The sequence below is a fragment of the Halobacillus salinarum genome (assembly GCF_022919095.1).
Classification (GTDB): Bacteria; Bacillota; Bacilli; order Bacillales; family Halobacillaceae; genus Halobacillus_B; species Halobacillus_B salinarum.
In genome coordinates, this window is sequence record NZ_CP095073.1 from 2,015,422 (window position 1) to 2,028,549 (window position 13,128).

General features: G+C 41.9%; 17 protein-coding genes and 1 other annotated feature. All 17 genes read left to right on the forward strand.

Translation table 11 applies throughout. The annotated features are described in order from the left end of the window. Window positions 1–23: 23 nt before the first annotated feature. Window positions 24–584: a Maf family protein gene (locus tag MUN89_RS10230; protein WP_244713334.1), complete on the forward strand. Its 561-nt coding sequence runs from the start codon at window positions 24–26 to the stop codon at window positions 582–584. A gap of 55 nt (window positions 585–639) precedes the next feature. Then, window positions 640–1,311 (forward strand): RadC family protein, encoded by a 672-nt coding sequence (gene radC / locus MUN89_RS10235; protein WP_244713716.1) that lies wholly within the window; start codon window positions 640–642, stop codon window positions 1,309–1,311. 156 nt (window positions 1,312–1,467) lie between these two features. Continuing rightward, the gene (locus MUN89_RS10240) at window positions 1,468–2,508 is read left to right on the forward strand and encodes a rod shape-determining protein (protein ID WP_244713335.1); all 1,041 of its coding nucleotides are present in this window, start codon (window positions 1,468–1,470) and stop codon (window positions 2,506–2,508) included. A gap of 12 nt (window positions 2,509–2,520) precedes the next feature. After that, window positions 2,521–3,393 carry a rod shape-determining protein MreC gene (mreC, locus tag MUN89_RS10245; protein WP_244713336.1) on the forward strand — a complete coding sequence of 291 codons (873 nt, stop codon included), beginning with the start codon at window positions 2,521–2,523 and terminating at the stop codon, window positions 3,391–3,393. Beyond that, window positions 3,390–3,917 (forward strand): rod shape-determining protein MreD, encoded by a 528-nt coding sequence (mreD, locus tag MUN89_RS10250; RefSeq protein ID WP_244713337.1) that lies wholly within the window; start codon window positions 3,390–3,392, stop codon window positions 3,915–3,917. Before mreC ends, mreD begins: the two co-directional genes overlap by 4 nt. A gap of 35 nt (window positions 3,918–3,952) precedes the next feature. Next, window positions 3,953–4,636 (forward strand): septum site-determining protein MinC, encoded by a 684-nt coding sequence (gene minC, locus MUN89_RS10255; protein ID WP_244713338.1) that lies wholly within the window; start codon window positions 3,953–3,955, stop codon window positions 4,634–4,636. Continuing rightward, window positions 4,629–5,426, forward strand: a complete 798-nt coding sequence (gene minD / locus MUN89_RS10260; protein WP_244713340.1) for a septum site-determining protein MinD — start codon at window positions 4,629–4,631, stop codon at window positions 5,424–5,426. Before minC ends, minD begins: the two co-directional genes overlap by 8 nt. Window positions 5,427–5,547: 121 nt before the next feature. After that, window positions 5,548–6,312 carry a M23 family metallopeptidase gene (locus tag MUN89_RS10265; RefSeq protein WP_244713342.1) on the forward strand — a complete coding sequence of 255 codons (765 nt, stop codon included), beginning with the start codon at window positions 5,548–5,550 and terminating at the stop codon, window positions 6,310–6,312. Next, window positions 6,299–7,147, forward strand: coding sequence for a site-2 protease family protein (locus tag MUN89_RS10270; protein WP_244713343.1), 849 nt, complete (start codon window positions 6,299–6,301; stop codon window positions 7,145–7,147). The genes MUN89_RS10265 and MUN89_RS10270 overlap by 14 nt, the downstream gene beginning before the upstream one ends. A 20-nt stretch (window positions 7,148–7,167) precedes the next feature. Then, window positions 7,168–8,586: a ribonuclease E/G gene (locus tag MUN89_RS10275; protein WP_244713344.1), complete on the forward strand. Its 1,419-nt coding sequence runs from the start codon at window positions 7,168–7,170 to the stop codon at window positions 8,584–8,586. 36 nt (window positions 8,587–8,622) lie between these two features. Then, window positions 8,623–8,692: a sequence feature (ribosomal protein L21 leader region), on the forward strand. Window positions 8,693–8,705: 13 nt separating this feature from the next. Further along, window positions 8,706–9,014: a 50S ribosomal protein L21 gene (gene rplU / locus MUN89_RS10280; protein ID WP_244713345.1), complete on the forward strand. Its 309-nt coding sequence runs from the start codon at window positions 8,706–8,708 to the stop codon at window positions 9,012–9,014. A 12-nt stretch (window positions 9,015–9,026) separates the two neighbouring features. Beyond that, window positions 9,027–9,356 (forward strand): ribosomal-processing cysteine protease Prp, encoded by a 330-nt coding sequence (locus MUN89_RS10285; RefSeq protein ID WP_244713346.1) that lies wholly within the window; start codon window positions 9,027–9,029, stop codon window positions 9,354–9,356. Between the two features lie 14 nt (window positions 9,357–9,370). After that, window positions 9,371–9,661 (forward strand): 50S ribosomal protein L27, encoded by a 291-nt coding sequence (gene rpmA, locus MUN89_RS10290; RefSeq protein ID WP_244713347.1) that lies wholly within the window; start codon window positions 9,371–9,373, stop codon window positions 9,659–9,661. Between the two features lie 137 nt (window positions 9,662–9,798). Further along, window positions 9,799–10,317: a Spo0B domain-containing protein gene (locus MUN89_RS10295; protein ID WP_244713348.1), complete on the forward strand. Its 519-nt coding sequence runs from the start codon at window positions 9,799–9,801 to the stop codon at window positions 10,315–10,317. Window positions 10,318–10,330: 13 nt separating this feature from the next. After that, a complete protein-coding gene (gene obgE, locus MUN89_RS10300) occupies window positions 10,331–11,611 on the forward strand; it encodes a GTPase ObgE (protein WP_244713719.1) in 1,281 nt (426 codons plus the stop codon). A 12-nt stretch (window positions 11,612–11,623) separates the two neighbouring features. After that, window positions 11,624–12,073: an ACT domain-containing protein gene (locus tag MUN89_RS10305; protein ID WP_244713349.1), complete on the forward strand. Its 450-nt coding sequence runs from the start codon at window positions 11,624–11,626 to the stop codon at window positions 12,071–12,073. A 19-nt stretch (window positions 12,074–12,092) separates the two neighbouring features. Beyond that, window positions 12,093–12,965, forward strand: coding sequence for a prephenate dehydratase (gene pheA / locus MUN89_RS10310; protein ID WP_244713351.1), 873 nt, complete (start codon window positions 12,093–12,095; stop codon window positions 12,963–12,965). The last annotated feature ends 163 nt before the right edge of the window (window positions 12,966–13,128 follow it).

Genomic DNA, 13,128 nt, shown 5'->3' on the forward strand with positions numbered 1-13,128 from the left:
ATAAAGAGAAAGGAGGACTTACGATGCTAACCCTTGTTCTTGGTTCTTCATCTCCTCGCAGAAAAGAGCTTTTGGAAATGGCAGGTTACAATTTTACAGTAAGATCGGCAGGGATAGAAGAAAAAATTATAGGCGGGTCTCCAGAAGAAGTGGTGCGGCGATTGGCCGAAGAGAAAAGCCGGGCAATCTCTATCAGAAACAATGAAGTACTCCTTACTGCAGATACGGTTGTAGTTCACGGTCAACGCATTCTAGGAAAGCCTGGTGATTATGAAGAAGCTTACAATACGCTTGAGGAATTAAGCGGAAGCGTACATGAAGTCCTTACAGCTGTAACCATTCGTAATTCGGAAGAGCAGAGCACTTTAGCTGTCAGCACTTTAGTGAAGTTTTTTTCGTTAACAGAAAGTGAAATCCAGTCTTATTTAGAATGCAAAGAAGCATGGGATAAGGCTGGAAGCTATGGGATTCAAGGAAAAGGCGGGCTTTTTGTTGAAAGCATAGAAGGAGATTATTACAGTGTAGTTGGTCTTCCTTTATCTCGTGTTGTGAGAGAACTGAGAAAGTTCGGGGTTCTTCTTTAATTCTTTACGAGGAATAAGCAGGAAGGGAAGAAGCAGTTTGTCTCAGACGAGTATCATGATTAAGGATGTTCCAAAAGAGGAGCGCCCAAGAGAACGGTTAATTGAATTGGGCCCTTCTCACTTATCTAATCAGGAACTGCTGGCCATTCTATTAGGAAGCGGGACCAAGTTCGAATCTGTAGTGGATTTGTCGAAGCGGCTGTTAGTCCATTTTGAAGGACTCCTTTTGTTAAAAGATGCTTCTGTGGAGGAGCTCAGGGCCATTCGAGGAATTGGGCTTGCAAAAGCAGTATTGCTGATAGCTGCGATTGAACTTGGGAAAAGAATGCAGCAGATGAAGCCGGTAGAACGATATATGATACGAAGCCCTGAAGATGGGGCAGATTTTGTAATGGAAGAAATGCGGGATCTAAAACAGGAGCATTTTATTTGTTTATTTTTAAATACAAAAAACCAGGTATTGCATCGACAGACCATTTTTATTGGCAGCCTGAATGCTTCAATAGTTCATCCGCGCGAAGTGTTTAAAGAAGCTGTTAAACGATCTGCTGCCTCTATTATTTGTGCCCACAACCACCCCTCAGGAGACCCCACCCCTTCTCAGGAAGATATTCACGTGACTAGAAGATTACAGGAATGTGGAAAGATGATTGGGATCGAACTCCTTGATCATCTTGTGATAGGTGATAGGAAATTTATCTCATTGAAAGAAAAAGGATACTTGTAACACTATCTATTTTTAGATATTTTTCGTATAATTGAATAGATGGAAATTTAAAGCGCCATTTATAAGATCTTCCTTATAAATCGGCGCTTCTTCTCATAAAACTAACTGAAAGTTTCGCCCCGCTCGGACTAAAGCGGGTAGAAAGGAAGATAAGAATTGGGTTTATTTGGATTTTCTCAGGACTTGGGGATTGATTTAGGAACAGCAAATACCCTTGTATTTCTGAAAAATAAAGGAGTCATTGTTCGCGAACCTTCTGTAGTAGCGAAGAATACAAAGACAGACACAATAGAAGCGGTTGGAAATGATGCAAGGAACATGATAGGCCGGACCCCTGGATACATTTCTGTAATCCGTCCGATGAAGGATGGGGTGATTGCCGACTATGATACAACTGCTCAAATGATGAAATATTATATAAAAAAAGCGCTGAAAACCCGTTCTTCTTTTGCAAGTAAACCGAATGTTATGGTGTGTGTACCATCAGGTATTACTATGGTGGAAGAAAGGGCAGTCATAGATGCCACAAAGCAAGCTGGAGCAAAGGATGCCTTTCCTATTGCGGAGCCTTTTGCGGCAGCTATCGGAGCTGGGCTGCCGGTATGGGAACCAACAGGAAGCATGGTCGTTGATATTGGCGGAGGTACAACAGAAGTAGCGATTATTTCCCTTGGGGGAATCGTGACCAGCCAATCTATACGAGTTGCAGGTGATGAGATGGACGATTCTATCGTTCAGCATGTAAGAAAGAAGTACAATTTAATGATAGGGGAACGCACGGCTGAAGAGATAAAAATGGAACTTGGCGGTGCTGGAGAAGTCCGGGAGAACGAAGAGATGGAAATCCGTGGGCGCGATTTATTGACAGGTCTTCCGAAGACGATTACAATCCAATCTGCTGAAATTGTCCAAGCTCTAAAGGATACGGTAGATTCAATTATTGAAACTGTGAAAAACACTCTCGAAAAAACCCCTCCGGAATTAGCTGCAGATATTATGGAGCGGGGAATCGTATTAACTGGTGGAGGAGCTCTTTTGAAAAACCTTGATACGGTTATTAGTGAAGAAACTAACATGCCGGTTTTTATTGCAGATGAACCACTTGATTGTGTGGCCATCGGAACTGGTAAATCTCTTGAATATATTCAACATTTTCGTGCTCAGCCGAATGTTGCGAGTCGTTCAACAATGGAATAGGGTGGAAAAGCTATGCCTTCATTTTTTCGCAGAAAAAGACTTATGACTGTATTAATCGTATTCATCGTTCTAGTGGGGCTCATTGGCTTTTCAATTCGAGATCGCAGTTCAATATCCATTCCAGAAAAGTTTTTACAGGATACAGTGGGCTGGGTTCAAACCATTTTTCACCAGCCGATTCGTTTGGTAGATGGTATTTATACCCACACAAAGGATATGCTCCATGTTTATGAACAAAATAAAGTGCTGAAAGCAAGGCTTGCCGAATACAAAGGGTCTATTCAGGAAAACCAGGCATTAAAAAAAGAGAATGAGGAGCTGAGAGCTACTATGGATAAATCCAAAGCTCTAAGCGATTATTCTCCCATCCAAGCCTCTGTAATAGCTAGAAGCTCTGACCGCTGGTTTGAGCAAATGACCATTAATAAAGGTGAAGAAAACGGTGTGAAGAAAGACATGGCCGTCATGACTAGTGAGGGTATGGTTGGAAAAATTAAATCTGCCGGTGCCTTCCATTCTACAGTTCAGCTGTTAAGTGGATTCGACCGTTCCAATAAGATTTCTGCCTGGGTAGAAAAGAAGAAAGGTAATCGCGTCTTTGGATTAATCGAAGGATATGATGACGAAAGCGGCCGACTGATTCTAAACGGGATCAAACTGGATGAGGAGTTAAAGAAGGGGGATGCCGTTGTATCCTCTGGAATGGGCGGAGTATTTCCTGAGAATTTACGCATAGGAAAAGTTGATGAAGTGGTCAATGACCAATTTGGTTTGACCAAAACTGCTTATATCAAAACCTATGCTGATCTATTTGATATCAATCAAGTGATCGTTGTAGATCGTGCTGAGGAAACAGTAGAAAATAATAATGGAGAAGAGCAATGAGTCGATATTTAATCGCGCTTATTTTGCTTATACTTGTGGCTTTGCAGGGAATGGCTATGAATTTACTCCCCTCCAGTCTTGTCTATACTAATTTACTTATTACTCCTCATTGGGCGTTATGCTTCATTCTCCTGCTGGCTATATTTTATGATAATGACCGTACATATCATTCTCTTTGGTTCGGCCTTTTGTTTGGGTTACTTATAGATGTTGCCTATACAGGAGTACTAGGAGTCTATATGGTCACGTACGGATTTGTTGCTTATACGATCCATGGATTAACAAAATTGCTTCATGCAAACTTTTTATCTGCTTCGCTATTAATCATTCTTGGTGTAGCACTTGCGGATACTTTATTATTTATCATTTATTCTTTCGTGCAGGTAGCCTCTATGGCCTGGAGTACATATGCGCTTCAAAGGCTGCTTCCTACGCTTGCTGCCAACATGATCTTTTTCGTTATCATCTACCCGATAATGAAAAATCGGATTGTACAGTGGTCCGAAGATATTCACAATGCATAGCACACGGAATTGTATAAGGGTTGAGGTGACAGTCAGTGAATGGCAAAAATCAAATTGTATCCATAAAAGGGACACGGGATGGTCTTACACTCCATTTGGATGATGAATGCACGTTTGAAGCAATTTTGGGGGAATTGAAAAAGAAGCTCGCCTTCAACGGACTTAATGAAGAACAGCCCTTAATAAGACTCACGATTCACTTAGGAAGGCGTTATTTAGACCACGAGCAAAAGGAAACACTTAAAAGCTTAATCCGTGAGAAACAGAACTTAGTCGTTGAAAATATTGAATCGGAGGTAATCTCCAAGCAGGAAGCTTTAGAGTGGAAAGAGAATACTGATATTAATCCACTTGTAAAGACGGTCAGATCAGGACAAGTCATTGATATTCGCGGGGATTTATTACTGATCGGAGATGTAAACCCGGGAGGTAAAGTGAGTGCTACCGGAAATATTTACGTCTTAGGAAGTTTACGAGGGATCGCCCATGCAGGAGTGCAAGGGGATCAAGGTGCAGTCATAATAGCTTCCTATATGCAGCCGAACCAGCTTAGAATCGCTGATCAAATGAGCCGTGCACCAGATTATGAATCCGAAGGTGTATATATGGAATGTGGATGTATTGATGAAACAGGTAAGATCCGTATAGAACCCTTACAGGAAATCATTAAGAAGCGTCCGGATCTAGCTAGTTTTGAAAGGAGAATGCTTAATGGGTGAGGCAATTGTTATAACCTCCGGAAAAGGAGGGGTTGGTAAGACAACCACAACTGCCAATCTGGGTACTGCTTTAGCCTTGCAGAATAAAAAAGTTTGTTTAGTTGACACCGATATCGGTCTAAGAAACCTTGACGTAGTGATGGGCCTTGAGAACCGGATCATCTATGATATCGTAGATGTGGTACAGGATCGTTGTAAAACGAAGCAAGCGCTGATTACCGACAAACGGTTTGATTGTCTGCACCTACTGCCTGCTGCTCAAACTTCAGACAAGTCTGAGGTTACACCAGAAGGAATAAAAGCGATCGTCGAGGAATTAAAACAAGACTATGATTATATCGTCATTGATTGTCCTGCTGGGATTGAACAAGGCTATAAAAATGCAGTGGCGGGAGCTGATAAAGCCATAGTCGTAACTACACCGGAAAAGTCCAGTGTGAGAGATGCAGACCGAATTATCGGGTTACTGGAGCAGGAAGAAATTGAAGCACCTAAGCTTGTTATCAACCGTATCCGCACTCATATGATGAAAAGCGGTGATATGCTGGATGTCGATGAAATTGTGTCGGTTTTATCGATTGATTTATTAGGGATCGTCATTGATGACGATGCGGTATTAAAAGCGGCAAACAGCGGTGAACCAGTCGCATTAGAACCCAATACAAAAGCTTCTATTGCGTATAGAAATATTGCCAGAAGAATACTTGGAGAATCTGTTCCGCTTATGAATCTTGAAGAAGAGCCGGGAATGATCGCAAAAGTAAAACGGTTTTTCGGGCTGCGAACATGATTAACAATTGCTGCAATGAAATCTTTCATTGCAGCTTTTTTCTTTTATTTCCAATAAGACATATTCTATTCCCTTTCCCCATAGACTGGTAGAAACGTTGGAAAGAGAGAAGGGGTTCGGTATGAAAAGGGATATTGAGGATGTGCGACGTAATATTGCAAGCCGAAAGAAGAAAAAAGTTCATACTTCTCACTCTAAGTCAATGACGACGATGCAGCCTCCTCAAGATGAGGAACTTCATGGATTTCCACCCATTGTAACTGGTTATACAGAACGTGTAAAAAGGGAAACGGGCAAAATCCGCTCAAATCAGCTTATTTTACAGCTGGTCTTTTCTGCCCTTCTTTTTGTTACGGTAGCAGCGGGAGAAAGAACAAACATTCCATTGGTGGACAAGCCTGAGCAGTGGGTATCGAATCAATTACAGCAGGAGTTTCCTTTTGCAAAAGTAATGGCGTGGTACAGTGATCGTTTTGGCAATCCTCTTCAGCTTGTCCAAAAAGAAGAACCAAAAAAAGCCACCGATTTAGCGCTGCCTGTAAATGGAACAGTGACTAAATCCTTTCAAAGTGATGGAAAAGGGATCGTTATGTCCGCCACCGATGGTTCAAATGTAAAAGCAGTAAAAGCTGGAACGGTAATATTCGCTGGGAATGACCCAGAATCCGATAAGACTGTTATCATTCAGCACGCAGATGGGACAAATACAATTTATGGATACCTATCTTCCATCAATGTGCATTTATACGAATTCGTAGATGCCCAGTCCGAGCTAGGTTCGGTAAAATCAACGGAAGGACAAGCGGCGCAGTTTTTCTTTGCCGTGCAAAAGGATAAACAATACTTGGATCCTGTCCAGGTGATCAAAGTAGATGAAAACTCTTAAGCTGTCCAGGCAGATTCATGTTCATCCTTTGTTCTTTTTTCTTGCCTTTTCCGCTTTATTGACAGGGGCAATCTACGAATTTATCATCCTATTTAGTATTGTAGCTATCCATGAGCTTGGGCATTTTTTTACGGCTCGTTATTTTGGGTGGCGTGTTGAATGTATCGAGTTTTGGTTATTTGGAGGAGCCGTTGTAAGTGAAGAACACAATACACGGCCTTTTCATGAACAAGTTTTAGTAGTCATTGCTGGCCCCTTGCAGCATGTATGGATATTTATCTTAGTCTTTGGTCTTCAAATATATGCAGGCCCTCATCATTTACTAGAACAGGCTCTTGAGTTTAATGGTCTGATTCTTTTATGTAACTTACTTCCTATTTGGCCGCTTGACGGCGGTAAACTCGTTTTTTATTGCTGTAATCAATTCCTTTCCTTTAGAAACAGCCTTACAATGGCTCTCCTCCTATCCAGTGTTATTTTATCTGTGACGATGAGCTGGTTGATCTTTGCTGATAAATGGACACTTGCCAGTATACTGCTCGCTTCTTTCTTAATTGTAGAGAATCTTCTGGAATGGAAACGTAGAGGCTATACATTTATCCGGTATTTAATGTATTGTCGAAAGCGGGATTCGACCCGGTTACAAGCTAGGTATGTAACCATCGATGAAAATGTGAAAGTAAGGGATGCATTGAAGAATATACGAGCCAATCGAATGCATTACTATGTATTGAAACAAACTAATCCTTTGTATATAGTTAATGAACAAGAGTGTCTTCAAGCTTATTTTCAAAGAAAGTCCCCTAACCTCCGCTTGAGAGACATTGTGAATTAAGATATAAGGGGAGGAAACGAATGAAAACACTGGTCTTACATACAAAGCCCGCAGAGAAAAGCGGGGTTGTATTGGAAAATAGACAAATTACGGAATATATGTTTGAACGCCCGAGAGATACCTTCCTTTCGGGCTCCATTTTTTTAGGACAGGTACAGAAAATAATGAAAGAGCTTGGAGCAGCGTTTATCGATTTTGGCTCTGCAAAAAACGGCTTCCTTAAGGAGTCTCAAATTCCATGGAGTACCGGGAAAATTGAACAAGCCATTACAGAAGGCCAAATGCTTGCCGTTCAAGTTATTAAGGAGACTTCAGGGGAGAAAGGGGCACAGCTTACAGCAGATATTACGGTACCTGGTTTGTATTTAGTCTATCAGCCTTTTGGCAGAACAATATCCATTTCCAAAAATATTCAGGAACCTCGTCGTTCAGATTTAAAATTAGCCGTGGAAGCATCAAGAACCGGGGATGAAGGAGTTATTATTCGTACGGCTGCTGAGAAGGCAGTTCATGAGGAACTGCTTAGTGAGCTTTCGATGCTCAAGGAAACGTGGCAAACCATTGACAAGAAGAACAATCCGATTTTGCAAGATCCGATGCTTCCGGATCAGTTCATTCGAAAATATCCTTTCACGGATATTCATGAAATTATCATCGATGATATCGACGTCGTTCAATATGTGAAACGGCGTTATCCTGCTTTAGCAGAGAGAATACGCTGGGATAAAAAAGCGGAAGAACAACTTCCTCTTTCAATTAACGAATTGCAAGCTCGTATTCTTCAGAATGAGGTCCCTGTTGCCGGGGGTGCCCAGCTTATTATTGAGGAAACGGAAGCCATGGTTGTCATTGATGTCAACAGCTCCAGCCATGTAAAGAGAGCAATGGCAAATTCTCAAGCATTCGAAGTAAATGCAGCTGCAGCTGAAGAAGCAGCAAGACAGATTAAATTAAGAAACCTGTCTGGAATTATTATGATTGATTTTATTTCAATGAAGTCAAAAAAATTGGAACAAAAATTGATCCACTATATGAAAAAGCATCTAGCTGAAGATGCTGTTCCTGCTACTATTTATGGGATGACAAAGCTCGGAATTATGGAAATCAGCCGCAAGAGACAATGGATGTGTCCACCAAAGCTTCTGAGAGCAAATAGAAAGCCTAAGCTAAACTTCCCTTCCGTCATCTTTCAAATGGAGCGGGAATTACTTGCAAAATCCGGGAATGGATCGGAGGCTGTCTTAGTAGCTGTCCACCCAGACCTTTTAAATGAGAAAAAACAATTGATTTCGGAGCCTTTTTCTAGTAAAATTTCACAGGACCTATTTGTTAGAGAAGATGCTTCTGTTTCTACCTATCAAATAGAGCTTGAAGGGTCTCAGGAGTTGGTTAACAGTGCGATTAAACACAGGTCGTACAATGTTGACAACTTGTTTTGAATTGTGGTAACATTATTTTGTTATTCAAGTAGCACTCCGATGCTACAACCGCACAGAACAGGTTTTAAACCCGTAAGGTACCTGAATGGCGAGTCTGAGTAAATCGAGGAGGTGCAAGTATGTACGCAATTATTGAAACTGGTGGAAAACAGGTCAAAGTTGAAGAAGGCCAGGAAATTTACGTAGAAAAAGTAAACGTCGAGGATGGCGATTCCATTACTTTTGACAAAGTTCTTTTTGTAGGTGGAGATAGTGCCAAAGTCGGCGCTCCATATGTTGATGGTGCAACAGTTACGGCGAAAGTGGAAAAACACGGACGTCAAAAAAAGATCACTGTCTTCAAATACAAGCCAAAAAAGAACTACAAACGTAAACAAGGTCACCGTCAGCCGTACACGAAGCTTGTTGTTGAGAAAATCAACGCCTAAGGTACACAGCTGATGATTCATGTAAACATTTACCGCTCGCAAGGTTTCATCGAAGGGTTTGAAATAGCCGGTCATGCAGAAAGCGGACCTTATGGACATGATCTCGTATGTGCAGCTGTATCTGCCATTTCCTTCGGGACGGTCAACGCGATTGAACATCTTGGCGAGTTTGAACCTCATGTGGAGCAGGGCGGCGAAGGCGGATACTTAAAAGTAACTTTGCCGGAAGGTTTGACATCTGAACAGGAAGGGAAGACACAAGTTCTTCTTCAAGGCATGCAGGTGTCGCTGGAGACCATTGAACATGAGTATAGTAATCATATTAAAGTTACTCTCTATTAAGGAGGTGGGAACCCATGCTACGTCTTGATTTGCAATTCTTTTCCCAGAAAAAAGGGCAAGGTAGTACGAAAAACGGACGTGACTCTGAGTCTAAACGCCTTGGAGCCAAACGTGCAGATGGACAACAAGTTACTGGTGGGTCTATCCTTTACCGTCAACGCGGTACGAAGATTTATCCAGGAGCAAACGTTGGCCGTGGAGGAGATGACACTTTGTTCGCAAAAGTGGACGGTGTTGTTAAATTTGAGCGTTACGGACGTAATCGCAAGAAAGTGAGCGTTTATCCTGTTGCTCAGGAAGCGTAAATTCTCTTGTGCGTGTATACGTAAAAAAGCTGCGCTGTGCTATGCATAAGCGCGGCTTTTTTTATTTTCACAGATTTCAGTTTCCCGCATATTTTTGCTATACTTTTCTTATTATCGAAGGGGAGAGGGAGCTGAATATGGAGAATCATAACTTTATCTCGCTGTTAAGGCATAAGCGTCATGACTGGATGAATCAAATCCAGCTGCTTCAAGGATATGCCACTCTTGGTAAACAGGACAAATTACTGGAGCAAATTGATGAATTGAAAGCAGAAGCAGAACAGGAGCATCGTTTATTAAACAGCAAAGCAGACACGTTTTCATTGTGGCTGCTGTCCTTTAATTCTTCACACTCCCAGTATCGGCTTGTTTTTTATATAAAAGATGAAGTTGATTTATCCCGTCATGATTTAACTATCACGGCTTATAGCAGGCGAATGATTGAACTTATGGAAGAGCATAATGTGGAAGGAGAGCTCTATGAAGGAACGCTTCATATTTATAATAGCGGAAACAATGAAGCTCCTGGTTTAAGCTGGGAATGGGAGGGTGCCTTTCGAGATCTTCCAGAGCTGCAGAAAAAATTAAGCAAAGAAGGCTTTATCGTATCTATTTTTGAAGGTAGGGAGCTTTCTGTTGAAATGATGATAGATTGAAGAGGTGAACGAGATGTTTGTCGATCAGGTGAAAGTATTTGTAAAAGGCGGCGACGGCGGGAATGGGCTGGTCGCTTATCGGCGTGAAAAGTATGTTCCTAAAGGTGGTCCATCAGGCGGAGATGGAGGAGATGGCGGGGATGTCATTTTCGAAGTGGATGAGGGTTTAAACACGCTGATGGATTTTCGTTATCAGCACCACTTTAAAGCTAAGCGCGGAGAAAACGGAATGAATCAAAAGCAGCATGGGAAAAATGCTGCACCTTTAGTCGTTAGTGTTCCTCCGGGCACAACGGTAAAAGACTTGGATACGGGAAGAGTCATCGCCGATTTAACCGAACACAAACAGCGAGCGGTTATTGCTAAAGGCGGCCGTGGCGGCAGAGGAAACGCACGTTTTGCGACGGCGAGAAATCCTGCTCCAGAAATTGCAGAAAACGGGGAGCCGGGCCATGAGTTGGAGGTACAGGTAGAATTAAAGTTGTTAGCCGACGTAGGACTCGTAGGTTTTCCGAGTGTAGGTAAATCTACATTCCTTTCGGTTGTTACTGCAGCAAGACCTAAGATAGCCGACTACCATTTTACAACTTTATCTCCAAATTTGGGTGTAGTGGAAACAAAAGATCAGCGCAGTTTCGTAATGGCAGACCTGCCGGGATTAATTGAAGGCGCCCATGAGGGGGTGGGTTTAGGCCATCAATTTCTCCGTCACGTGGAACGGACAAGGCTCCTCCTTCACGTCGTTGACATGTCGGGAACAGAAGGAAGAGACCCTTATGAGGATTATTTAACCATAAACCATGAATTGTCCTCTTATGATTCCAGACTGCAAACACGCCCGCAAATCGTGGTGGCGAATAAAATGGATATGCCGGAAGCTCCGGAAAAACTTGAAGAATTTAAAAAACAACTAGGTGAGGGCGTTCAAGTTTTCCCTGTCTCTACAATTACCCGTGATGGAATTGATGAACTTCTTTATGCGGCTGCCGATAAGCTTGATGACATTCCGAAACAGGAAAAGCCTGTGGAGGAAATGGAAGAACGGGTCGTTTACAAATATGAAAAAGAGGAAGCTTCATTCAAGGTTACCCGGGATGATGATGGAGCGTATGTTCTATATGGTGAAAAAATCGAATCGTTGTTTAGAAGAACAGACTTCACAAGAGACCAATCAATTAACCGGTTTGCGAGGCAGATGCGCAGCATGGGAGTGGATGAGGAACTTAGAAAACGTGGAGCAAAAGATGGTGATACCGTAAGATTGTTAGATTATGAATTTGAATTTGTCGATTAAGGAGGGTGCCTTATGGCGGATTATAACGAAAAATTTTATTTAGTCCGTAGTGATATCCTTCCTGAAGCCATGAAGAAAACCATCGATGCTAAAGCGCTTCTGGAAAGAGGAAAGGTAGAGTCCATCTTCGAAGCGGTTCAAGAAGTGGGACTCTCAAGAAGTGCCTTTTATAAATACAGAGATGCTGTATTTCCTTTTCAGGCTATGGTTAAAGAACAAATGATTACGTTATTCTTTCATTTAGAGGATCGCACGGGTACTTTGTCAAATCTGCTGCTGACCGTAGCAGAGTCAGGTTGCAATGTGCTCACCATCCACCAGACGATTCCGTTACAAGGAAAAGCAAACGTTACGCTTTCATTAAATACGACAGGTATGGTATTTTCAATAGAAAAATTATTACAAAAATTACACAAGCTCGACTTCGTGGATCGAGTGGAGATCCTTAGTTCAGGAGCATAATGCATGGAGGGAACAGCAGATGGAAGAGCAAACAATCGGATATTTGGGACCTAAAGGCACGTTTACCAAAATGGCTGTGGATGCCCTTTTTGATGGAGGAAACTTCATCAGCTATGAGAGCATTCCTGCCTGCCTGGATGCAGTGGAAGAAGGAGAAATAACTACGGGGGTTGTTCCTCTAGAGAATGCTATTGAGGGTTCTGTACATCTAACCATTGATTATTTAGTCCACTATGTTAATCAATCCATTATTGCCGAGATGACTGTACCTATTAAACAGCATCTGCTCGTACATTCTCAATATAATGGGGAAAAAATAGAGCGCATTTATTCTCATAGCCAAGCTATTGCCCAGTGCCATCAATATTTGCATAAAAATTTCCCGGGAATCAAAATAGAGTATACGACTTCGACTGCGAAAGCAGCTGAAATTGCTGCTTCTTCAGGGCCAAAGGTTGCAGCCATTGGAAACCATTTGGCAGCGGAACGGAACCAGCTGAAAATATTGGAGGACAATATCCACGATTATGATAATAATCATACACGCTTTGCCGTTGTACAAAAAAATCCAAAAACGTTAAAGGTAAAAGATCATCCACATAAGCAGAAAACAACAGTCATGATTACGCTGCCTCAGGATTATGTAGGTGCACTTCATCAAGTGCTGGCCGCATTTGCCTGGAGAAAAATGAACTTATCTAAAATTGAATCCAGACCATTAAAAACGGGGCTCGGCAACTATTACTTCATCATAGACGTTGAGCAAGCATACGATCAAATTATGTTCCCAGGTGTGAAAGCAGAACTGGAAGCTCTTGGGTGCCAAATGAAGCTTCTTGGTACTTATCCAAGTTATCAAATAAGCCTGCACACCCCCGTAAAGAAAGCATGATTTTCTTAACCTCTTTAAACCTTGTTTTATCTCGGTTTTTAGAGGTTTTTCTATTTTTAGAAAAAGATTTATAGGCAAAATCATCAATCTTTTGGCTTGTGCTGCATAGAGTGTTATGAAGCTATTATTGTCTTTTTGTTTTTAGAATCACAGGAAGGGAGTT

What these genes read in the sequence shown, in the direction of transcription:
- radC (WP_244713716.1), top strand. Translation starts at nt 640, where the DNA reads ATGATTAAGGATGTTCCAAAAGAGGAGCGCCCAAGAGAACGGTTAATT.
- minD (WP_244713340.1), top strand. Translation starts at nt 4,629, where the DNA reads ATGGGTGAGGCAATTGTTATAACCTCCGGAAAAGGAGGGGTTGGTAAG.
- obgE (WP_244713719.1), top strand. Translation starts at nt 10,331, where the DNA reads ATGTTTGTCGATCAGGTGAAAGTATTTGTAAAAGGCGGCGACGGCGGG.
- rplU (WP_244713345.1), top strand. Translation starts at nt 8,706, where the DNA reads ATGTACGCAATTATTGAAACTGGTGGAAAACAGGTCAAAGTTGAAGAA.
- MUN89_RS10275 (WP_244713344.1), top strand. Translation starts at nt 7,168, where the DNA reads ATGAAAACACTGGTCTTACATACAAAGCCCGCAGAGAAAAGCGGGGTT.
- MUN89_RS10230 (WP_244713334.1), top strand. Translation starts at nt 24, where the DNA reads ATGCTAACCCTTGTTCTTGGTTCTTCATCTCCTCGCAGAAAAGAGCTT.
- mreD (WP_244713337.1), top strand. Translation starts at nt 3,390, where the DNA reads ATGAGTCGATATTTAATCGCGCTTATTTTGCTTATACTTGTGGCTTTG.
- rpmA (WP_244713347.1), top strand. Translation starts at nt 9,371, where the DNA reads ATGCTACGTCTTGATTTGCAATTCTTTTCCCAGAAAAAAGGGCAAGGT.
- MUN89_RS10285 (WP_244713346.1), top strand. Translation starts at nt 9,027, where the DNA reads ATGATTCATGTAAACATTTACCGCTCGCAAGGTTTCATCGAAGGGTTT.
- MUN89_RS10270 (WP_244713343.1), top strand. Translation starts at nt 6,299, where the DNA reads ATGAAAACTCTTAAGCTGTCCAGGCAGATTCATGTTCATCCTTTGTTC.
- MUN89_RS10305 (WP_244713349.1), top strand. Translation starts at nt 11,624, where the DNA reads ATGGCGGATTATAACGAAAAATTTTATTTAGTCCGTAGTGATATCCTT.
- mreC (WP_244713336.1), top strand. Translation starts at nt 2,521, where the DNA reads ATGCCTTCATTTTTTCGCAGAAAAAGACTTATGACTGTATTAATCGTA.
- pheA (WP_244713351.1), top strand. Translation starts at nt 12,093, where the DNA reads ATGGAAGAGCAAACAATCGGATATTTGGGACCTAAAGGCACGTTTACC.
- MUN89_RS10295 (WP_244713348.1), top strand. Translation starts at nt 9,799, where the DNA reads ATGGAGAATCATAACTTTATCTCGCTGTTAAGGCATAAGCGTCATGAC.
- MUN89_RS10265 (WP_244713342.1), top strand. Translation starts at nt 5,548, where the DNA reads ATGAAAAGGGATATTGAGGATGTGCGACGTAATATTGCAAGCCGAAAG.